16 protein-coding genes, 1 tRNA gene and 1 pseudogene are annotated in these 19900 nt (G+C 63.9%); 8 read left to right on the top strand and 10 right to left on the bottom strand.

What is annotated here, in order from left to right:
• Nucleotides 1–63 precede the first annotated feature (63 nt).
• Nucleotides 64–411, bottom strand: a complete 348-nt coding sequence (locus M1D34_RS10960; RefSeq protein ID WP_498781720.1) for a hypothetical protein — start codon at nt 409–411, stop codon at nt 64–66.
• 589 nt (nt 412–1000) lie between these two features.
• Nucleotides 1001–1075: transfer RNA gene (locus M1D34_RS10965), tRNA-Gln, on the bottom strand.
• Nucleotides 1076–1328: 253 nt separating this feature from the next.
• Between M1D34_RS10965 and M1D34_RS10970 the strand changes: the two genes are divergently transcribed.
• A complete protein-coding gene (locus M1D34_RS10970) occupies nt 1329–2237 on the top strand; it encodes an MBL fold metallo-hydrolase (RefSeq protein ID WP_010968932.1) in 909 nt (302 codons plus the stop codon).
• A 54-nt stretch (nt 2238–2291) separates the two neighbouring features.
• On the opposite strand, the gene M1D34_RS10975 is transcribed toward M1D34_RS10970, so the two are convergent.
• Nucleotides 2292–3200, bottom strand: a complete 909-nt coding sequence (locus M1D34_RS10975; RefSeq protein WP_010968931.1) for a DUF1499 domain-containing protein — start codon at nt 3198–3200, stop codon at nt 2292–2294.
• A 293-nt stretch (nt 3201–3493) separates the two neighbouring features.
• On the opposite strand from M1D34_RS10975, the gene M1D34_RS10980 reads away from it, so the two are divergent.
• Both M1D34_RS10980 and M1D34_RS10985 read left to right on the top strand, forming a co-directional pair.
• Nucleotides 3494–3883, top strand: coding sequence for a hypothetical protein (locus tag M1D34_RS10980; RefSeq protein WP_003536293.1), 390 nt, complete (start codon nt 3494–3496; stop codon nt 3881–3883).
• 163 nt (nt 3884–4046) lie between these two features.
• Nucleotides 4047–4295 (top strand): hypothetical protein, encoded by a 249-nt coding sequence (locus M1D34_RS10985; RefSeq protein ID WP_010968930.1) that lies wholly within the window; start codon nt 4047–4049, stop codon nt 4293–4295.
• A 325-nt stretch (nt 4296–4620) separates the two neighbouring features.
• On the opposite strand, the gene ppdK is transcribed toward M1D34_RS10985, so the two are convergent.
• From ppdK to M1D34_RS11010, 5 genes and pseudogenes are all read right to left on the bottom strand, one after another.
• Nucleotides 4621–7317, bottom strand: a complete 2697-nt coding sequence (ppdK, locus tag M1D34_RS10990; RefSeq protein ID WP_127514228.1) for a pyruvate, phosphate dikinase — start codon at nt 7315–7317, stop codon at nt 4621–4623.
• Between the two features lie 197 nt (nt 7318–7514).
• A complete protein-coding gene (locus M1D34_RS10995; RefSeq protein WP_498779027.1) occupies nt 7515–10976 on the bottom strand; it encodes a chromosome segregation SMC family protein in 3462 nt (1153 codons plus the stop codon).
• 71 nt (nt 10977–11047) lie between these two features.
• Nucleotides 11048–11194, bottom strand: a pseudogene (locus M1D34_RS11000) (DUF559 domain-containing protein); the annotation flags it as partial.
• A gap of 80 nt (nt 11195–11274) precedes the next feature.
• Complete coding sequence (locus M1D34_RS11005) at nt 11275–12084, bottom strand: DsbA family protein (RefSeq protein WP_003532283.1); 810 nt, start codon at nt 12082–12084, stop codon at nt 11275–11277.
• A gap of 110 nt (nt 12085–12194) precedes the next feature.
• Complete coding sequence (locus M1D34_RS11010) at nt 12195–12701, bottom strand: DUF721 domain-containing protein (RefSeq protein ID WP_015007293.1); 507 nt, start codon at nt 12699–12701, stop codon at nt 12195–12197.
• An 89-nt stretch (nt 12702–12790) separates the two neighbouring features.
• Here M1D34_RS11010 and mutY point away from each other — a divergent pair, with 89 nt between their 5' ends.
• Both mutY and M1D34_RS11020 read left to right on the top strand, forming a co-directional pair.
• The gene (gene mutY / locus M1D34_RS11015; protein ID WP_498779030.1) at nt 12791–13891 is read left to right on the top strand and encodes an A/G-specific adenine glycosylase; all 1101 of its coding nucleotides are present in this window, start codon (nt 12791–12793) and stop codon (nt 13889–13891) included.
• 72 nt (nt 13892–13963) lie between these two features.
• Entirely contained in the window at nt 13964–14620 is a 657-nt protein-coding gene (locus M1D34_RS11020; protein ID WP_498779032.1) for an HAD family hydrolase, read from the top strand.
• Between the two features lie 134 nt (nt 14621–14754).
• Here the strand turns inward: M1D34_RS11020 and M1D34_RS11025 are convergent, their stop codons facing one another.
• The gene (locus M1D34_RS11025; protein WP_010968922.1) at nt 14755–15885 is read right to left on the bottom strand and encodes a site-specific DNA-methyltransferase; all 1131 of its coding nucleotides are present in this window, start codon (nt 15883–15885) and stop codon (nt 14755–14757) included.
• A gap of 169 nt (nt 15886–16054) precedes the next feature.
• Here M1D34_RS11025 and M1D34_RS11030 point away from each other — a divergent pair, with 169 nt between their 5' ends.
• From M1D34_RS11030 to M1D34_RS11040, 3 genes are all read left to right on the top strand, one after another.
• Nucleotides 16055–16738 (top strand): ArsR/SmtB family transcription factor, encoded by a 684-nt coding sequence (locus tag M1D34_RS11030; protein ID WP_013844117.1) that lies wholly within the window; start codon nt 16055–16057, stop codon nt 16736–16738.
• 180 nt (nt 16739–16918) lie between these two features.
• Entirely contained in the window at nt 16919–17614 is a 696-nt protein-coding gene (locus M1D34_RS11035) for an HAD family hydrolase (protein WP_003532290.1), read from the top strand.
• Nucleotides 17615–17742: 128 nt separating this feature from the next.
• A complete protein-coding gene (locus tag M1D34_RS11040; protein ID WP_498779036.1) occupies nt 17743–18849 on the top strand; it encodes an ABC transporter substrate-binding protein in 1107 nt (368 codons plus the stop codon).
• Between the two features lie 191 nt (nt 18850–19040).
• On the opposite strand, the gene M1D34_RS11045 is transcribed toward M1D34_RS11040, so the two are convergent.
• Nucleotides 19041–19586 carry a hypothetical protein gene (locus M1D34_RS11045; protein WP_010968920.1) on the bottom strand — a complete coding sequence of 182 codons (546 nt, stop codon included), beginning with the start codon at nt 19584–19586 and terminating at the stop codon, nt 19041–19043.
• Nucleotides 19587–19900 lie beyond the last annotated feature (314 nt).

The raw sequence follows: 19900 nt of genomic DNA on the forward strand, positions 1-19900 counted from the left end.
TGCTCGCCGGAATATCCAACCCGCTGGCTGAAGTCGATTGCCGGCGATGAACTGCGGGGCGCCTCAGAGCGCGCTTGCAGTACTCTGCGCTTTCTCTGACAAGCATTGGGTGTAGTTTTCGAAGGCGTATTCCAAGGCGATAAAGGATACATCTTCGCCGAGACCATGCACCGCCAGATTTATTCGGCTTATTCCGTCCTTAAGCCTCGATCCATATGCAACGGACCACTCGCGCCGGTACGTCCGCTCGTTCTCCGTTACGGACATTACCCAGTCGCGGTTTTCGCTCCAGCGCGAACCTTCCTTGAGAGACTTGAAGTCCTTCCCCTGGCCATAGATATCTTCGAGTTCGCGTACTATCTCGTCAAACTTCGCCCGAACCTTCGTACCGAGCCGATCCGCCGTAAACATCACCGATCCGGCGTTTACGCGGCAAACACCGACAGTTTCGCTTATCTCTGCGGAATATACTTCGAAAGCAGGGTGACGCCTGGGCACGGTACAAAGCTTGTAGACGCCATAATGCGAAGGCTCATGGACTATCCGCAGAGAGTCCTTACTCTGCCCTTGTTCAATGCCGAATGGTCCTGCCCACGTTGCGAAAGCAGACAACAATACAGTCACAGAAAGCAATGCGGTTTGAAAAATAATGGCATTCACTCCTCAGCCACTCCACTCCATTCCCTGGCTGGGGTTGGTATATTTATATTTGACTTATGTCAATAACGAATATTGATATATGAACATATCATAAAATACACCTTAAAGTAACCCATCAGAAGTGAATGGGTGATGACAACATAACTTATATATTTCAAACCTGGTCATCCAGTATAGTCGTCCAGTCTTAGATCGGCAGGGAATTCCCGGAAGACAAGGTCGCTTATTGCAGCTTATTCTGAAGCCGCGACCTGCCACGCTCATCACAGGCAGCTTCTTCTTCCTCCTTATTCGGGATGGAAGTTCCTTCACTGTCGACGCTTGCGGGGGTGTGGGGGTATGGCTGGGGCGCCTGGATTCGAACCAGGGAATGGCGGTACCAAAAACCGCTGCCTTACCGCTTGGCTACGCCCCAACTAAACTGGCGGGAAATCTCTTCGCCAAATCGAGCGCCTGATTAGCAAAGCTCGTGCGCGCTCACAATGCTTAACTTCGTTTCGCCCGCAGATTTATGCCTTTGAGGCTCGGGCCGCAACGTCGGTCGAGCAACGGATGGTTCCCTCCCTGTGGCCTTTGGCCTATGGTCGCGCCGACGGGCCGGGAAACCGGTCTTGCCCCGGGAGCGGTCGTGCAAACGGGACACGGCAGGTGGATGGGAAGCCAGGAACATGCAAGCTCCGGAATTCGACCTCGATTTCAAGCCCGCCCATGGCGAAGCGGTGAGCGTAGCCGAGGGTGTCGAGCGCATCACCGTCAACAATCCCGGCCCCTTCACCTTCCATGGCACGAATAGCTACATCGTCGGCCGCCGCTCGGTCGCGGTGATCGATCCGGGCCCGGAGGACGACGCGCATTTCCATGCGCTGATGGACGCACTCAGAGGTCGCGAAGTGACGCATATCGCCGTCAGCCACACACATCGCGACCACTCTCCGCTCGTCGGCAGGCTTGCCCGGGCGACCGGCGCAATGGTTGTGGGCGAAGGCCCGCACCGGGCAGCCCGGCCGCTGCATGCCGGCGAGGTCAATCCGTTCGGCGAAAGTTCGGACATGGATTTCTCGCCCGATGTCGCGCTTTGCGACGGCGCACGCGTCGAAGGCGACGGCTGGAGCCTGACGGCGGTAGCGACGCCGGGGCACACGGCCAACCACATGGCCTTCGCGCTCGATGGGACCGGGATCCTCTTTTCCGCCGATCATGTGATGGCCTGGGCGACAAGCATCGTCGCGCCGCCGGATGGCGCCATGGCCGATTACATGGCCTCCCTCGATAAGCTGCTCCAGCGCGACGATCGGCTCTACCTGCCCGGGCATGGTGGTCCGGTCAACGAGCCTGCCTCCTTCGTGCGGGCGTTGAAGGCGCATCGCAGGATGCGCGAGCGCGCGGTGATCGAACGCCTGCGCGCCGGCGACCGGCAGATCGCCGACATGGTAAAGGTGATCTACGCCTCGACCGACCCGCGGCTGCATGGCGCTGCGGCGCTCTCGCTGCTGGCGCACATCGAAGACCTCATCGAGCAGGGGCGCGTCGAAACAGAGGGGCCGCCGTCGCTCGCCAGCGCGTACCGGCTGGCGTGACGCTGGGTCGATCGCTGAAAGGCGCAATTCGGGGCGCAAAACCGCGCGCACTTGCTAATCGCCCGCGATCCCCAGAAGCTCGGCGTCGAGGTCGCGCAGGAACTCCTCGGCAAACATCGCTCCCATGCCCAGGTCATGGCGGCCGTAGCGCGAGGCCACGCGCAGATCGACGAAGGTCGTTTCCGCCTCTTCGCGCAATCTGATCAGCACGTCGAATCGGAAACCGACGACAAGGCTCCGCCATTCGCCTTGCAGGACGACGTCGCTGGATCGCCGTCCCGGTATGCCGTCGTCGACCAGTTGCGTGGGGCGCGCCGTCGGGACGGGGATGACGTTCGGGCCGGCATTCGCTTCCCCGCCTGCCTCGGGTCGCACGGCGAGGTCTTCGAGATCCGCCCGCGCGTTGTCGGCGCCGAACTCCGCAGTGGTGGCGATTCGCGTCTGCTCGACGACCTTGCGCACGCCTTGGAATACGCGGTCCAGCGCCCCTTCGTAGCGCCGGCCGGTAAGCCCCGGATAGGCTTCAACCTGCGCCTCGCGGTCTTCCCGCGTCACCGCACGCTTGCGCCCGAGCCAGCTTTCCGCGGTTGCCGGCGTCCTGATCCAGGGTGGCGGCGTCAAGGTATCGGTACTGACCTCGTAGAGTGCCGGTCGCGTCAGGTATTGCACCGCCCCATAACCGAGGAACCCGAGCGGAACCGCCGCGTAGAAGAGTGCCGAGACGGAAGCGGTGCCGCCGATCGCCGCCACCTGCCAAAGGCGCGTGAGCCCGATCGTTGCCAGCACGACGCCAAGGAGAGCCAAGCCCCCGGCGATCAGCGCCAGCGCCAGAAAGTGCGGCGTCGTCAGAGGACCGAAACGATGCGACAGCAGCGACAGCAGAAAAACGATGAATGCGATGCGGGCGATGCGGCGCGCCCAATGGGCCGCGTAGGAATAGGGACGCTCGTACCGGACAATCATCTAACGGAATCAATCCCCGAGGCGGAAAAGGACCTCGCCTTTCTTAGACCATGGCTCGGGTAGTGCAAACCCGTATCTTTCCCCCATCGGCGATGGAGATCGCCCTATTGAGGGCAAAGAGAGAATGCGGGCGGCGAATATGGCGGCGCCACTCACACGAGTGCCGCAAATTTGCCATTCTCGTTAACCACCTATTCAGGTTCACTATTTGGCCGGACACACGGCGCTGTAGCATTTGGAGGCATCGGCCGTCGTCGCCGGCAAGAGGCGCGGCAAATCAACGGAGAGACATCATGGCCGCACAGCAGTCTACCATGGACATCGCCATCCCCGCCCCTCCGCCCCCGGTCGGCGAAGCTGCGATACCCATGGCGCTTCTCGAGTTGGAGCTTTCGCTCGACCGCTTCTCCGGCGACAAGGACGATTTCGTCGGCTTCACCCATAAGGTGGCTCACGACATCGGCGCCGAACTGCTCTTCATCCTGCCGGCTTCCGGTCTTGTCGACGATTGCGTGACGATCGCCGCGGTACGCCACGGCCAGGCGGAGGACAAGACACCTATCATCCTGTTCATCTGTCTCGCGCAGGACGGCACCACCATCCGCGTCGAGCAGCCGAGCGAGCGCACCGCCGGGCTCAAGAGCTTCGCCAACTCCTTCGTCGGCGTCCTCGAGCGGATCTGAACTCCGCAGGGCGATTGACCGGCGATGCGCAACGGGCGCATGATGTCGCCGAGTTGAATCGTGCCCACGGACTTCGTCTTATGCGTTGCATAATCATGCCTGTCGTCCAGCGGAATGCCATCGGTCTCTGTCCCCGCGAAGGGGTGCCGATCAGGAGGCAAGGATGACGACGATGACCATGAGACTGCTTGGCCTTGCAGCCGCGGGGCTGGTGCTTGCCGCTTGCCAGTCGATGTCGCCGCAGGAACGGCGAGCGAGAGACGAAAATACATGCGCCTCCTACGGCTTCAGAAGGGGCACGGATGCGTTCGCAACCTGCCTGCAGCGTATAGACCTCGACCGGCGCGCGGAAGCACGCGCCTTCCGCTATGACAACGACGTCTTCCTGCGCGGCCCTTACCATTGGCATTAGAGCGGGATGAGGAAGTGTGTGCGGTTAGAATCGATCACGCTGATGATGGTCGACCCAACCTAAAGTCATCGTGATCATAGCGGCTCCGCCGGCGGCGATTGCCCCTCATCCGCCTGCCGGCACCTTCTCCCCGCAAGCGGGGCGAAGGGACGCGCCGAGCACGCCCGGTCCCTCATCCACCGTCGCTCCACGAAGCGAGCAATGTCACCATCGGGGGCAAGTAGCGCTGAGCGTTGCGACGATTCTCCTTCGCCCCGCGTGCGGGGAGAAGGTGGCCGACAGGCCGGATGAGGGGGATATCCGGTAGCCGGAACACCCTTGGCCGTCAGCTCGCCGCCAGAGCTTGAACCTCGGCGACCTCGCGGCCGTTGATCGTCGCCTGTGCGGCCGCAAGTCTCGCGATCGGCACCCGGAAGGGCGAGCAGGAGACGTAATCGAGACCCGCTTCCTCGCAGAAGCGAATCGAGGCGGGATCGCCGCCATGCTCGCCGCAGATACCGAGCTTCAACCCGTTCTTGGTCCGCCGGCCCCGTTCCGCCGCGATCTGGATCAGTTCGCCCACGCCCTCGAAATCGAGCGAGACGAAGGGATCCTGCTCGATGATGCCCTTCTGCTGATAGGTGGCCAGGAACAGCGCTGCGTCATCGCGCGAAATGCCGAAGGTGGTCTGCGTCAGGTCATTGGTGCCGAAGGAGAAGAAATCGGCCGATTCGGCGATCGTGTCCGCCCTGAGGGCCGCCCGCGGCAACTCGATCATCGTGCCGATCAGATAATCGATGTTCACGCCAGCCTCGCCGATGACCTCCTTGGCGACCGCCTCGATCCGCGCCTTGACGTAATCGAGCTCGGCGCGCAGGCCGACGAGCGGCACCATGATCTCGGGAACGACGGCAGCGCCGGTATCGTGGGCGGCTTGGACCGCCGCCTCGAAAATCGCTCGCGCCTGCATCTCGGCGATCTCCGGATAGGAGATTGCCAGGCGGCAACCGCGATGCCCGAGCATCGGATTGAACTCGTGAAGCGCATCGACCCGCTGACGCAGTCCCGCGGGATCGATCGTCAGCACGCGCGCAACCTCTGCGATCTCCTCGTCGGTTTTCGGCAGGAACTCGTGCAGCGGCGGGTCGAGAAGACGGATCGTGACCGGCAGGCCGTGCATGATCGAAAAGAGCTCGACGAAGTCGGAGCGCTGCATCGGCAAAAGCTTGGCGAGCGCCGTCCGGCGTCCTGCTTCGTCTTCCGCCAGGATCATCTCGCGCATCACATTGATGCGGTCGTCCTCGAAGAACATGTGCTCCGTGCGGCAGAGTCCGATGCCTTCGGCGCCGAAGGAGCGGGCGGCGCGCGCATCCGCCGGCGTCTCGGCATTGGTGCGCACGGTCATGCGGCGGCTTGCGTCGGCCCATTGCATGATCTTGCCGAAGTCGCCCGAAAGTTCCGGCTGCAGCATGGGGATCTCGCCCTTCAGCACCTGGCCGGAGGAGCCGTCGATGGTGATCACGTCGCCCTTCCGGAGCGTGACGCTCGCGGCGATCAGGAGCTCGTTTCGCTGGTCGACGCGGATGCTGCCGGCACCCGATACGCAAGGCGTACCCATACCGCGGGCAACCACCGCCGCGTGGCTGGTCATGCCGCCGCGGGTCGTCAGGATGCCTTCCGCCGCATGCATGCCGTGAATGTCTTCAGGACTCGTCTCGACGCGAACGAGAATGACCTTGCGGCCTTCCTTGACCGCCTGCACCGCCTCGTCGGAGCTGAAGACGATCTCGCCCGTGGCCGCACCCGGCGAGGCCGGCAGGCCGGAACCGATAATGTCGCGGCGGGCATGAGGGTCGATCGTCGGATGCAGAAGCTGGTCGAGTGAGGCGGGATCGATGCGCGCGACGGCTTCCTCCTTCGAGATCAGCCCTTCCTCGGCCATGTCGACGGCGATCTTCAGCGCCGACTTGGCCGTGCGCTTGCCGGAACGCGTCTGCAGCATCCAGAGCTTGCCGCGCTCGATCGTGAACTCGATGTCCTGCATGTCGCGGTAGTGGCGCTCGAGCGCGTTGCAGATCTTTTCGAACTCGGCAAAAGCCTCCGGCATCAGCTTTTCCAGGGACGGCTTGTCCGAACCGGACGCGATGCGGGCCGCCTCGGTGATGTTCTGCGGCGTGCGGATGCCGGCGACGACGTCCTCGCCCTGAGCATTGACGAGAAACTCGCCATAAAGCTCTTTCTCGCCCGTCGACGGGTTGCGCGTGAAGGCGACGCCCGTCGCGGACGAATTGCCGAGATTGCCGAACACCATGGCCTGGACGTTGACGGCCGTGCCCCAGCCGGCCGGTATGCCGTGAAGGTGGCGGTAGGTGATGGCCCGCGGGTTCATCCAGCTTGAAAAGACGGCACCGATCGCGCCCCAGAGCTGGACTTCCGGATCCTGCGGGAAAGGCAGGCCGAGCACCTCCTCGATCGCCTCCTTGTAGCGCGAGATCACGTGCTGCCATTCGACGGCGGAAAGCTCCGTGTCCTGCTCATGACCGAGGCGCGCCTTTTCGTCCTCCAGAACTTCCTCGAAGACCTCGTGGTCCACCCCCATCACCACATCGCCATACATCTGGATAAAGCGGCGGTAACTGTCCCAGGCAAAGCGCGCATCGCCGGCGTCGTGACCGAGCGCATGCACGGATTGATCGTTGAGGCCGAGGTTCAGGACCGTGTCCATCATTCCCGGCATCGAGGCGCGCGCGCCGGAACGGACCGACAGAAGCAGCGGGCGATTGGTATCGCCGAAGACGCGTCCGGTGATTTTCTCCATCCGGGCAATGCCCTCGCGGACCTGCTCGCGCAGACCCTCGGGCATGCTGCGGCCCTTCTCGAGATAGCTGTTGCAGGCAGCGGTGACGATTGTGAGCCCCGGCGGCACCGGCAGGCCGAGATTGCACATCTCCGCGAGGTTAGCCCCCTTGCCGCCCAGCCGGTCGCGGTCTTCCGCGCTCCCTTCGGCCTGTCCCGCGCCGAAGGTATATACCCATTTCGCCATGCCTGTTCTCCACCCGAAACAGCCGTCGACCTAAAATCAGGAACGTGATCGAATCTAAGACGTTAGAGCGGGATGCGGGCGGAAAACCGCGCACACGTTTCCTTATCCCGATCTAGACCATCTACAGTATATGTTCCGGGCTGAAAATGCACTCGGCGAAGATTTTTGTTGCAGTGCACCAAATTGCAGAGCCGCCATCAGACGGCTTCGCGCAGCCGCTCTGCCGTCTGCAGGTCTACCGAGACGAGCTGCGAGACGCCCTGCTCCGCCATCGTGACCCCGAACAGGCGGTTCATCCGGGCCATGGTAATCGGATTGTGGGTGATGATGACGAAGCGGGTCTCGGTGGAGGCCGCCATTTCGTCCATCAGGTTGCAATAGCGCTCGACATTGTGGTCGTCGAGCGGCGCATCCACCTCATCGAGAACGCAGATCGGGGCCGGATTGGTGAGGAAGACGGCAAAGATCAGCGCCATGGCAGTCAACGCCTGCTCCCCGCCGGAAAGCAGCGTCATCGTCTGCGGTTTTTTGCCGGGCGGCCGGGCAAGGATTTCGAGCCCCGCTTCCAACGGGTCGTCGCTCTCGATGAGCTGCAGTTCCGCCGTGCCGCCCCCGAAGAGGTGGGTGAAAAGCCGCTGGAACTGCACATTGACCACATCGAACGCGGCAATCAGCCGCTCGCGGCCCTCGCGGTTGAGGTTCTGGATGGCACTCCTCAACCGGCGGATCGCCTCGATGACATCGTCACGTTCCTTGAGCAGCGCCGCGAGCCGCTCCGAAAGCTCCTTCTGCTCCTCGTCGGCGCGCAGGTTGACGGCGCCGAGCCGTTCCCGCTCGATCTTCAGCCGCTCGAGTTCCCGTTCGACGCCGCGCATATCCGGTAGTCCTTCGTCGGAGCCGAGACCGGTAAGGCGCATCACTTCATGGGGGGCGCAGGACAGTGCTTCGAGAATGCGTGCCTCTATCTCGACACGCCGCTCCCGCGCGGAAACAAGCCGCTCTTCGGCGCGGCCGCGTTTTTCGCGTACCTCTGCCAGCTCCGAGAGCGCGGTAGCGGCCTGGCGATCCGCTTCGCGTTGATGGTTTTCCGCCTCGGCGAGTCTGTCGGCCGCCTCTCGGCGCGACGCCTCCGCCTTCTGCAGCTCGTTCATCAGCGCGCGGCGCTTGTCGTCGAACTCGTCAGGCGCATCGAGCAGTTCCTCGACCTCCTCCCGCGCCTCCGCCTCGCGCTCGCGAAGCGTCGCGATGTGATCTTCGGCGCTGGCGGCCCTCGCCGCCCAAGTCTCTCGCTCCCCGGCGATGGCCGCAAGCCGCCTGAGGCGCCCATCGTTTTCGCGTGCGAGACCGTCATGTGCAGCGCGAGCCTCGGCCGCCGCCGCACGGTCGGTCGCGACTTCGGCCGTCCGATTGCTCAGCCGCAGGTCGAGCTCCGCAAGATCCGGCTGACCGGCAGAGGCTTCCTTGGCCGCCTCGATCTCTTCGGCGATCTCCTCGGCCTGGCCTTCGATCTGGAGCTTCGTCTCGGCAAGCACCGCGCGGCGGCGCGCCAGATCGCCGGACGCCCGCTCGGCCACCGCCAGGGCATCGCGCGCCTCGGAGAGCTGCCGTGCAAGCATGCGTTGCGCCTCGCGCGAAAGCCTTAGCCGCTCGTCCTCGGCGCGGATGCGCGCGCCGGCAGCGGCAAGATGCGCCTCCGCCTTCAGCGATGCATCGCTCGCCTCCTCCGCCTCACCTTCCAGTTCGGAAAGGCGGTTCTTCTGGGCAAGTCTCAGGCCCGCAGCACTTGGCGCTTCCGAGCCGGTGACGTGGCCGTCCCATCGCCAGACGGCGCCCTGTCTCGTCACCAGCCGCTGGCCGGCCCTGAGGAGCGGCAGCAGTCGCTCCGCCTCCCCGTCGCTCTCTACGATCCCGATCTGCCGGAGCGCTCGCCTCAGCGCCTCCGGTGCCTGGACGAAATCGATCAAAGGCAGGGCGCCGGCCGGCAATGCGGGATCTTCCGCATCGTCGCCGGGCATGCGCCAGTGCGTCGGCGCCGCCTGTTCCAGAGGCGAATCGAGGTCGTCGCCAAGAGCCGCGCCAAGCGCCGCCTCGAAGCCGCGCTCGACTTTCATCTCCTCTACGACGGCCGGATAGGTGCTGCCGCCGGCCGCCTCCAGCATGCGCCGGATCGTTCGCGCTTCCGTCTCGATGCCGTTCAGCCGCGCCCGGGCCTGGTCGACGGGCAGGCGCGCGGCGGCTTCGTCGGCGCGCGCCTCGGCGAGGCTCTCTTCGACGGCGGCGACGGCGGCCTCGGCCTCCTCCAGCGCCGCCTCCGCAAGCTCGACCTGCTCTCTCTTCTCGTCCGGATCGGGGAGTCGCGCCATCTGACCGTCAAGATCGTCGAGTTCACGCCCCTGATCCGCAAGCTGGCGTGCAAGGCGAGCCTGCCGCTCGGAGAGATCGCGTAGCGCTCTCTCGATCTGGTTGCGCGCGGCCTGCGCCTCGGCGCGCTCGGCCGTAATGCGGGCGAGACCGGCTTCGCTCGCCGCAAGCTTTTCATTGGCCTCATCGAGCCTTTCACGTGCCTGAGCGCCGCGATCATCCGCCTCGGCCAGCACGTCCCGCAGTTCTTCCTCCTCCTGATCGAGGCGGGCGAGAATGCCGGCATTGTCGGCGACCAGCCGCTCTTCGCGGGCGATGTCCTCCGCAAGTTGCGCCAGCCGCCGCTGCAATTCCTCACGGCGGCGCAGGATCCGGCCGGCATCCTCCTCGAGCTGGGCGCGAGCGATCTGCAGGCGCTGCAGCCCGGCAGCGAACTTCGCCTCGTTTTCACGCAGTTCCGGCAGCTTGAGGCTCGCGACGGCCTGAGCCTTGGCGGCTTCCATCTGCGCCTGCGCCTTCTCGGCGACGAGTGCAGTGATCTGGTTCAGGTGGCTGGTCGCCTCGGCCTCCGCTTCCTTGGCCTGCACCCAGCGGGTATGGAACAGGATCGCCTCGTGCCGGCGGATTTCCGCAGACAGCATCTTGAACCGGTTGGCCTGGCGCGCCTGGCGCTTGAGGCTCTCGATCTGGCTTTCGAGCTGCGAGGTAACGTCGTCCAGGCGCTCGAGATTGGTTTCGGCAGCCTTCAGCCGCAGTTCCGCCTCATGGCGGCGCGAATGCAGGCCGGAAATGCCGGCCGCCTCCTCGAGCAGCTGCCGGCGCGCCTGCGGCTTGGCGGCGATCAGCTCGCCGATGCGGCCCTGGCCCACCATCGAGGGCGAGCGTGCACCGGTGGACGCATCGGCAAACAGCAACTGCACGTCCTTGGCGCGCGCCTCCTTGCCATTGATGCGGTAGACCGAGCCCTGCTCGCGCTCGATGCGGCGCGTCACCTGTATCTCGTCGCTGTCGTTGAAGGCTGCGGGCGCGGTGCGGTCGCTGTTGTCCAGATACAGGCCGACCTCGGCCATGTTGCGCGCCGGGCGGTTGCCGGATCCGGAAAAGATCACGTCGTCCATGCCGGAGGCACGCATGTTCTTGTAGGAGTTCTCGCCCATCACCCAGCGGAGCGCCTCGACAAGATTGGACTTGCCGCAGCCGTTCGGCCCGACGACCCCGGTCAGGCCACGCTCGATGACGAATTCCGTCGGTTCGACGAAGGATTTGAAGCCGAGCAGGCGCAGCCTGGTGAATTTCATGAGGAGCACGCCGGGGCAGCGACAAGCCGGCACCCCCCTCTGCCCTGCCGGGCATCTCCCCCGCAGGGGGGAGCAATCGGAACCTGCCGGCGAAAACCAAGCCCCATCAGCCGATGCGCATGAAGTTCATTCCAGAGCTTGGCCTCCGCCTCCGTCATGCTGTTGCGCATGCGGCGCGCGCTGCCGCGAACTTCCGGCGATACGTCAGCGTGAGGCATGGCGAAACCTCACTGGCTGCCCAACACAAAAAACGGGCGCACGGCTGCTGCCGTCGCCCGTCGGAATCAAAAGCGAAGGATCAGAGCTTGCTGTCGATGAGGGCCGACATAACGTCAACCGACATGTCCCCCGAATAGTGCTCACCGTTGACGAAGAAAGTCGGCGTCGATTTGACCCCGAATTCCTTGGCGCCCCTCTGCATGACTGCATTCACATCATCCAGAAGTTTCTGGTTCGTCAAGCAGGCCTCGAAGCTCTCCTGTGTAAAACCGGCGAGTTTCGACAATTGCAGGAGTGCATCGCGGCCGTTCTGTGCAGCCGCCCACTGCTCCTGCTGTTTGAACAGCATGGAAACCATCGGGAAATACTGCCCCTCCGGTGCACAGCGCGCCAGCATGAAGGCGGCTGCCGCGCGCGGATCGAAGGGGAATTCGCGGACGATGAAGCGTACCTTGCCGCTGTCGATGTACTTCGCCTTGATCGCGTCGAAGGTATCGTTGTGGAAATTTGCACAATGCGGGCAGGTCATCGACATGTATTCGACGATGGTGACCGGCGCATTGGCTTCTCCGAGCGCCATTTCCGGCAGCGCTCCGGGCTCCAGAAGCTTCGCCATGTCGACGCTGCCCTCCGACTTCGGCAACTCGACCTTGGCGGCTGGGGTAGAGGCCTGCGCCACTTCGGTCGCGGGCTTCGCCTCGCTCGCGGCGGCAGGCGCCTGAGACGTCGAGGCGGTGGTCGTCGCATCGGTGCTCGCCGTGGTCTCGGCGGGCGTCGTTGAAGCCGCCTCCTTCTTTTCATCGCTGCAGGCTGCGAGCGCCATAGCGAGCGCTGCAACGGCGACGCCGCTCAGCAGGCGTTTCGGAAGGCTTGTTTGGGAAGCGGACATGGACAGGACCCGTGTTCTACTCGAGGGAAATTGAAGCGTGATTTCGATAACTTGCCACGTGCGGGGCGACAAGAGGGGGTGTTTCGACAGCGTTCAAACAATTGTGACCGTCATCGCCGCTGCGTCGACAGAACGGCAGTGCCGAGCCGCTTTAGCGCCGCCTTCAACGCCTCGCTTTCGACGCCTTCCACCATGGTTTCGAGCCGCCGGGCAGCCTCGCCGATAAGCGGCGGCGGACGGCTGTATCGCTTGGGCGGCGGTGCGACCGGCTTCTGGACAATGCGCAACTGGCCGATTGCGTGGAAACCGAAGAAGCCGTTGATGCGCTGGATCAGCTCGCCCTGGGCATGAGTCAGGAAAAGCGCCCGGGCGCCTTCGCACGCGACCGTCAGCACACCCGGCTGGTAGCGGCCTTCGCCGGCGATTTCGGAAGCGCGGCGCGGCCAGGCAATTTTTTCCGGCCGGGTGCAATCGGCAAACTCCGCGCCCGCGATTTCGTCCCACGAGCCGAGCAGCATCGTGTTGATGCCGGCACGCTTCGCCAGCACCGGATCGATCAGGCCGTTGGCAACTTCGCTGATCTGAACGACGCCCTTTCGGGTCTTTCTCTCACTCACGGAACGACTTTCTGTTTGCAATTTCGATCGAACCTTGCGGCTCAAGCCGGCATCGGCCAAGTATAGGCCGCAAAAGGACCTCCCGGCAAATGATGCGCGATCTTCCACAGGCGGCGAGCGCCGCACTTCTTCTCGAATGGTACGATCGTCACCACCGCGACCTTCCATGGCGGGTGCCGCCGGCAGCGGCGCGGAAAGGTGCGGTTGCCGACCCCTATCGCGTCTGGCTGTCGGAGGTGATGCTTCAGCAGACGACGGTCAAGGCGGTCAAGGCTTACTTCGAGAAATTCCTCGCCCTGTGGCCGACGGTCGGCGACCTTGCCGCGGCAGACACCGAGGATGTGATGAAGGCCTGGGCCGGCCTCGGCTACTACGCCCGCGCGCGGAACCTGAAGAAATGTGCGGAAGCGGTCGCCCGCGATCATGGCGGCCGTTTTCCCGATAGCGAAGAGGGGCTGAAAGCGCTGCCGGGCATCGGCGACTACACCGCCGCAGCCATCGCCGCGATCGCCTTCAACCGGGCAAGTGCCGTTCTCGACGGCAATGTGGAGCGCGTGATCTCGCGTCTCCATGCCGTCGAAACGCCGCTACCCGCGGCCAAGCCCGAAATGCGAGCCCTCGTCCAGGCGCTGACCCCGGCCGACCGGCCGGGCGATTTCGCCCAGGCGATGATGGATCTCGGTGCGACGATCTGCACGCCGAAGCGGCCTGCCTGTTCGCTCTGTCCCTTTCGTACGGATTGCCGGGCCCTGAAAACAGCCGACCCGGAGACATTTCCGCGCAAGGCAGCAAAGAAGGAGAAGCCGTTGCGCCTGGGTGCGGCCTTCGTCGCCGTCGACGGCCTCGAGGCGGTCTATCTTCGCAAGCGCCCCGAAACGGGCCTCCTCGGCGGCATGACAGAGGTGCCCGGCACGGACTGGACGTCGCGCCGCGACGGCGACACGTCGATAGACGCTCATCCCTTCCCCGCAGAGTGGGAGCCATGCGGGACCGTCAACCACGTCTTCACGCATTTCGAGCTGCACCTGTCCGTCTTTCGGGCCAGGGTCGGGCGCGCCGATATCGGAGAGGCGCGAACGGACACGAGCGGGTGGTGGGAGCCGCTCGCCTCGCTCAGGGCGCAGGCGCTTCCGACTGTCATGAAAAAGGCAATCGCCAAGGCTATACCGCATGCGTTCGAAGCGGGATAAATGCAAAGCGGAGCGCTTTCCGGCCGCTCCGGCCCAATTTCCATCGCAAGCCAAGGATCGGCAGGAATACCAATGAGCAGCATCGATATCCGCCACATCGTTTTCGACATCGGCAAGGTGCTGATCCATTACGATCCGAACCTTCCCTATTCCCGCCTCATCCCGGACGAGGCGGAACGCAGCTGGTTCTTCGCCAATGTCTGCACGTCCGACTGGAACATAGAGCAGGATCGCGGCCGCTCCTGGGAAGAGGCGGAGGCAATCCTCATCCGCAATCATCCGGAAAGGGAAGATCACATCCGCGCCTTTCGCCGGCACTGGCATGAAATGGTACCGCACGCCTATGTGGAGACGGTCGCCATCATGGAAGGCCTGATCGCCGACGGCTGGGACGTCACGATGCTGACCAATTTCGCCTCCGACACCTTCCGGGAGGCGCAGAAGCTTTATCCCTTCCTGACCCTGCCGCGCGGGGTCACGGTCTCCGGCGACGTTCGGCTCATCAAGCCCGATCTCGCCATCTACCGGACCCACGCCGAGGCCTTCGACCTCGATCCGGGCGCGACGCTCTTCATCGACGACAGCGCCGCCAATGTCGAAGGCGCGCGAGCGGCCGGCTGGCACGCGGTTCAGTTCACCGGCGCCGAAAGGCTGAAGGCCGATCTCGCGGCCTACGGTATCCAGCCTTCGGACGCGACACCCTCGCTAGCAGCGGCTGCCATGCTGTAACCGGCTGACGCCCCGCATTGATACAAACGCCCGGAATCCTCTTCGGATTCCGGGCGTTTAAAGCGCTCATCCGGGACTGAAGGTACAAAAACCGGAAGGGGGCGCCTATCGAAGACCCAGGCGGAACTGGTTGATCAGTTCAGTTTTGCCAGGTCGTTTCGAATGACGGATCTGAGCTCGTCGATCGGTTTCAATACGCTTCCCTCCTCGAAGTGCCAGAAGGTCCAGCCGTTGCAGGCGTCGAGGCCCTGCACTTTTGCGCCGAGGCGGTGAATGGATCCAGCCTCGCCGCCGGACGCCAGCGTGCCGTCGGCGCGGACGATCGCGCTGTAGCGGCGCTTCGCATCCGTCAGAACCGTGCCGGGCTTGATGAGCCCGCTTTCCACCAGAGTGTTGAAGGCGACGCGCGGCTCCGCCTTCTTGCCGGTCATGACCGAGAGCGTGGCCTTGCCGAGCGGCTCCACGGCCGCGATACGTTCGGCGGCGGCATCGATATAGTCCTGCTCGCGCTCGATCCCGACGAAGTGCCGGCCGAGGCGCTTGGCGACCGCCCCGGTGGTGCCGGAGCCGAAGAACGGATCGAGCACGACGTCCCCGGGCTTGGTCGAGGCCATCAGGATGCGGGCAAGCAGCGCTTCCGGCTTTTGCGTCGGGTGTACTTTCTTGCCGTCGTCGCCCTTCAGCCGCTCGGAACCGGAGCAGATGGGGAACAGCCAGTCGGAGCGCATCTGAACGTCGTCGTTCGCCGCCTTCATCGCTTCGTAGTTGAAGGTATAACCCTTGGCCTTGGCGTTCGGCGTCGCCCAGATCAGCGTTTCATGCGCATTCTGGAAGCGGCGGCCCTTGAAGTTCGGCATCGGGTTGGTCTTGCGCCAGATGATATCGTTCAAGACCCAGAAGTGCAGGTCCTGGAGGATCGCGCCGACCCGGAAGATATTGTGGTAGGAACCGATGACCCAGAGCGTGCCGGTGGGCTTCAGGACACGCCGGCAGGCAAGCAGCCAGGCGCGGGTGAAAGCGTCATAGGCTTCGAAGGAAGCAAACTGGTCCCAATCGTCGTCCACTGCATCGACCAGCGACTGATCGGGCCGGTGCAACGTGCCGCCGAGCTGAAGATTATAGGGCGGGTCGGCGAAGACGACATCGACCGAATGATCGGGAAGCGCGTTCAGCGCGGCCACGCAATCTCCCTTGATGATGCTGTCCAGCCAGTTCAGCGGACGGGCGGCACGGGAGATTTCGGCAAGCGAAACAACTGATGACATTGGCAACTCGCAAATACGCTTACTCGGACTGACGATAGGCTTATGGTTACCGAAGATGGTTACCAAAGCCTGAAGGCGCCGGAAAAATTTGCGTCGCCGCAGGAGTCATCGTCCAGGCGCCGCCGATCCGGGTCTTGCCCGTCCGCGATACTTCGATTACCATCGAAGTATGAAGGAAGGCCCGGACATAGCTCTGATCGGCTCGTTGATCGGCGACCCTGCACGCGCAAATATGCTGACCGCTCTGATGGGCGGCCAGGCGCTGACCCCGACGGAGCTTGCAGCCCAGGCCGGCATCACGCTGCAGACCGCCAGTTCGCACCTCGCCAAGCTGGAGGCGGGCGGCTTGCTGACACAGCGCAAGCAGGGCCGGCACCGCTATTACGCGCTGAGCGAGGACGAGGTCGGGCTCATGCTCGAAAGCCTCATGGGTTTTGCCGCCGGGCGCGGCCTGACGCGCTCGCGGCCCGGACCGAAGGACCCGGCACTGCGCAAGGCGCGCGTCTGCTACAACCATCTTGCCGGCGATTACGGCGTGCGCATGCTGGACAGCCTGATCGGGGCCCGGCAGATCGAAATGGCGGGCGAAGACGATCTGGCTCTGACCGATGCCGGGCGTGTCCGCATCGAGTCGCTCGGGATCGACTACGCCGCGCTCAGGAAATCCCGGCGGCCGATCTGCCGCACCTGCCTCGACTGGAGCGAGCGTCGGTCGCATCTCGCCGGCTCGCTGGGAGAGGCATTGCTGACGCTCTTCATAGACAAGGGCTGGGCGAAACGGGAGCAGAACAGCCGGGCGGTTCGCTTTACGGCGCCGGGCGAGAAGGCCTTTCTGGAGCTCTTCCCGCGGTGATCACGACGATTTGTCCGTCGGCTGCGACGATTGCGAGTTGAATCGGCTACAATCCCCGGTTCTCCATCTCCTGCTTCAGGTTGAGCTTTGATCCGCCATCGTATAAAGCTGCGGCCACCATTTCCCGCGCCGCTTTTCAGCTCCCCTGCCGGCGGCGCCTTTCTCCCAAGGAACCGATTTATGACCGGTATCGACCTCATCATCTTCGACTGCGACGGCGTGCTCGTCGACTCGGAAATCATCGCCTCGGAAGTCGAGGCCGGGTTGCTGACGGAAGCGGGCTATCCGATCAGCATCGAGGAAATGTCCGAACGCTTTTCCGGCATGACCTGGCGCGACACGTTGCTGGCGGTCGAGAAGGAAGCGAGCATTCCGCTTTCCGCCTCCTTGATCGACAAGGTCGATGCCATTCTCGACGTGCGGCTTGCCCGCGACGTCAAGATCATCGAAGGCGTGCGGCCGGCCCTCATGCAACTGACGCTTCCGCATTGCATCTGCTCGAACTCCACTTCGCAACGGCTTGCGATGATGCTCGGCAAAGTCGGCATCAGGGATCATTTCGGCAAGCACATCTATTCCGCGCGCGATCTTGGGCCGGATCGCGTCAAGCCGAAGCCTGACATCTTCCTGCATGGGGCGGCCCAGTTCGGCGTCGATCCGGCACGCGTTCTTGTCATCGAAGATTCGGTTCACGGCATTCATGGCGCCCGCGCGGCGGGCATGCGCGTCGTCGGTTTTACCGGCGGTTCGCATACGTTCGCAGCCCATGCAGACAAGCTGACGGAAGCCGGCGCCGAAACGGTCATCTCGCGAATGGCGGCGCTTCCCGGAGTAATCGCCGCGCTCGCGGAATGGTCGGAGTCCATGACGGCTTAGGGCGGGCGAGGACTCCATGCCGCATTGAAGGCGCATGGACTTCCTCCGAGAATCGACCGATTTTCAGACTGCGCGCGGGCATATCAAGCAAACCCCCAGAAGGGGGAATTTTCCAAGGAGGAAACACCATGCGTCTTTCACGATTGACCGGAATGGCACTGGCAGCCAGCGTCGCGTTTGCGCCGCTCGCCCATGCCGACATCACCATCGGCGTCATCACGCCGCTCACCGGTCCCGTTGCGGCCTTCGGCGAGCAGGTCAAGACCGGCGCCGAAGCGGCGGTCGAAGCGATCAACAGCGCCGGCGGCGTCAATGGCGAGAAGCTCGTCGTCAAGATCGTCGACGACGCGGGCGAACCCAAGCAGGCCGTCTCGGTCGCCAACCAGCTGGCGGGCGAAGGCATACAATACGTGGTCGGACCGGTGCTCTCCGGCACCTCGATGCCGGCATCCGACGTGCTGGCGGAAAACGGTATCCTGATGGTCACGCCGACGGCGACCACCCCGGATCTGACGACCCGCGGCCTGTGGAACGTTCTGCGCACCTGCGGACGCGACGATCAGCAGGCCGTCGTCGCCGCCGACTACGTCGTCAAGAACTTCAAGGACAAGCGCGTTGCCGTGCTTCACGACAAGGGAGCCTATGGCAAGGGTCTTGCCGACGGCTTCAAGGCTGCGATCAACGCAGGCGGCATCACCGAGGTGGTCTATGAAGGCCTGACGCCCGGCGAGAAGGATTTCGGGGCGATCGTCACCCGCCTCAAGGCCGAGAACGTCGACGTCGTCTATTTCGGCGGCTATCACGCGGAGGGCGGGCTGCTCGCTCGCCAGATGCATGACCAGGGCGTGAAGGCGCAGCTCCTCGGCGGCGACGGTCTTTCCAATACCGAGTTCTGGGCAATCGGCGGCGAAGCCGCATCGGGCACCGTCTACACCAATGCCAGCGACGCCACCCGCAACCCGGCCGCCGCACCGGTGATCGAGGCCCTCAAGGCCAAGAACATCCCCGCGGAAGCCTTCACGCTCAACGCCTATGCCGCCGTGCAGGTTCTCAAAGCGGGTATCGAGAAGGCGGGCTCGACCGAGGACGCGACTGCCGTTGCCACCGCCATCAAGTCCGGCGAGGCGATCGACACGGTCATCGGCAAGCTGACCTACGGCGAAAGCGGCGATCTCACCTCGCCAAGCTTCTCGCTTTACAAGTGGGAAGGCGGCCAGAGCGTCGCGGTCGAGTAAGCGGCCGCTGAGCGAGTTGAGCTCGCCCCTCATCCGCCTGCCGGCACCTTCTCCCCGTCTTACGGGGAGAAGGGACAAGCGGCATCGCCTCCGCACTTTCAACGCCAAGGAAGAGCTGGGAGCGTGCCGCTCGTGTCCTTCGCCCCGCCTGCGGGGAGAAGGTGGCCGGCAGGCCGGATGAGGGGCGGGTATTACTTCGCCCTGTACGGACCTTCGTCAAATCCCACGAAGACCTTCGCTTCGGCGCCGGCGCCGGCAGGAAGCGTCACATCGGCCTTGGTGAAAACGAACTGGGTGGTGGCGCTGCCCGCCGGCACTTCGACCGGGTATTGGGTGAGCTCCGAATAAAGCGTCTTTTCGCCATCCGTGGCGGCAACGCGGATCGGCAGCGTTACCTTGCCCGGCCCGCCGGCGGGACCGGCGACCACGCGACCCTGCACCACGACCGTCATCGTCAGCTTGTCCGGGCTCTGCACGCATTGGCGCGTCGTGTCGGCAAGCGAGGCCTGATAGACGATCTTGCTCGGATCGTCCTTGGCACCCTTTGCATAGGTTCGGTAGGAGGAGGTACCGTCCCGGAGGCTGATCGGCGGGCAGGCCGCCTGGATCACCGCAGGCGTCGGCGCCGTCGCACTTCCGCCGGCGTCGATGGCGCCACCCGATTGCGTCTTGTTACAGCCGGCAGCGGCCAAAAGGAGGGATACTGCGAGAAGACGGCGAGATACTTTGCCAGACACGTTGCACAACCTCTACTGAACGGACGAACTCCCGAACCGCGATGATATCGGCTTGTAGCAAGCCAAACTCGCCGCAGCCGGCTTCAACGGGCGAGAGCTCGAGACCGCGTCGGGTCAACTCGAGCTCAGGGCCGAAAACGGCTGGAGGCCTTTCTTGACCTTCGGGCATCGTCTATAGCAGCGGCGAAATCAAAAATCGACCGGTCCAGGCTCCCCAACCGAAATTTCCGAAACCGACGTGAAATTGCCACGGTGACAAGAATGGCCGCGCGATTTGCCAGGGACTGACGCAAAAGCGCCTGCAGCGCCGCGCG

It is taken from the genome of Ensifer sp. D2-11 (assembly GCF_054161295.1).

What these genes read in the sequence shown, in the direction of transcription:
- M1D34_RS11020 (WP_498779032.1), top strand. Translation starts at nt 13,964, where the DNA reads ATGAGCAGCATCGATATCCGCCACATCGTTTTCGACATCGGCAAGGTG.
- ppdK (WP_127514228.1), bottom strand. Translation starts at nt 7,317, where the DNA reads ATGGCGAAATGGGTATATACCTTCGGCGCGGGACAGGCCGAAGGGAGC.
- M1D34_RS10995 (WP_498779027.1), bottom strand. Translation starts at nt 10,976, where the DNA reads ATGAAATTCACCAGGCTGCGCCTGCTCGGCTTCAAATCCTTCGTCGAA.
- M1D34_RS11025 (WP_010968922.1), bottom strand. Translation starts at nt 15,885, where the DNA reads ATGTCATCAGTTGTTTCGCTTGCCGAAATCTCCCGTGCCGCCCGTCCG.
- mutY (WP_498779030.1), top strand. Translation starts at nt 12,791, where the DNA reads ATGATGCGCGATCTTCCACAGGCGGCGAGCGCCGCACTTCTTCTCGAA.
- M1D34_RS11030 (WP_013844117.1), top strand. Translation starts at nt 16,055, where the DNA reads ATGAAGGAAGGCCCGGACATAGCTCTGATCGGCTCGTTGATCGGCGAC.
- M1D34_RS11040 (WP_498779036.1), top strand. Translation starts at nt 17,743, where the DNA reads ATGCGTCTTTCACGATTGACCGGAATGGCACTGGCAGCCAGCGTCGCG.
- M1D34_RS10970 (WP_010968932.1), top strand. Translation starts at nt 1,329, where the DNA reads ATGCAAGCTCCGGAATTCGACCTCGATTTCAAGCCCGCCCATGGCGAA.
- M1D34_RS11005 (WP_003532283.1), bottom strand. Translation starts at nt 12,084, where the DNA reads ATGTCCGCTTCCCAAACAAGCCTTCCGAAACGCCTGCTGAGCGGCGTC.
- M1D34_RS10985 (WP_010968930.1), top strand. Translation starts at nt 4,047, where the DNA reads ATGACGACGATGACCATGAGACTGCTTGGCCTTGCAGCCGCGGGGCTG.
- M1D34_RS10960 (WP_498781720.1), bottom strand. Translation starts at nt 411, where the DNA reads ATGTTTACGGCGGATCGGCTCGGTACGAAGGTTCGGGCGAAGTTTGAC.
- M1D34_RS10975 (WP_010968931.1), bottom strand. Translation starts at nt 3,200, where the DNA reads ATGATTGTCCGGTACGAGCGTCCCTATTCCTACGCGGCCCATTGGGCG.
- M1D34_RS10980 (WP_003536293.1), top strand. Translation starts at nt 3,494, where the DNA reads ATGGCCGCACAGCAGTCTACCATGGACATCGCCATCCCCGCCCCTCCG.
- M1D34_RS11035 (WP_003532290.1), top strand. Translation starts at nt 16,919, where the DNA reads ATGACCGGTATCGACCTCATCATCTTCGACTGCGACGGCGTGCTCGTC.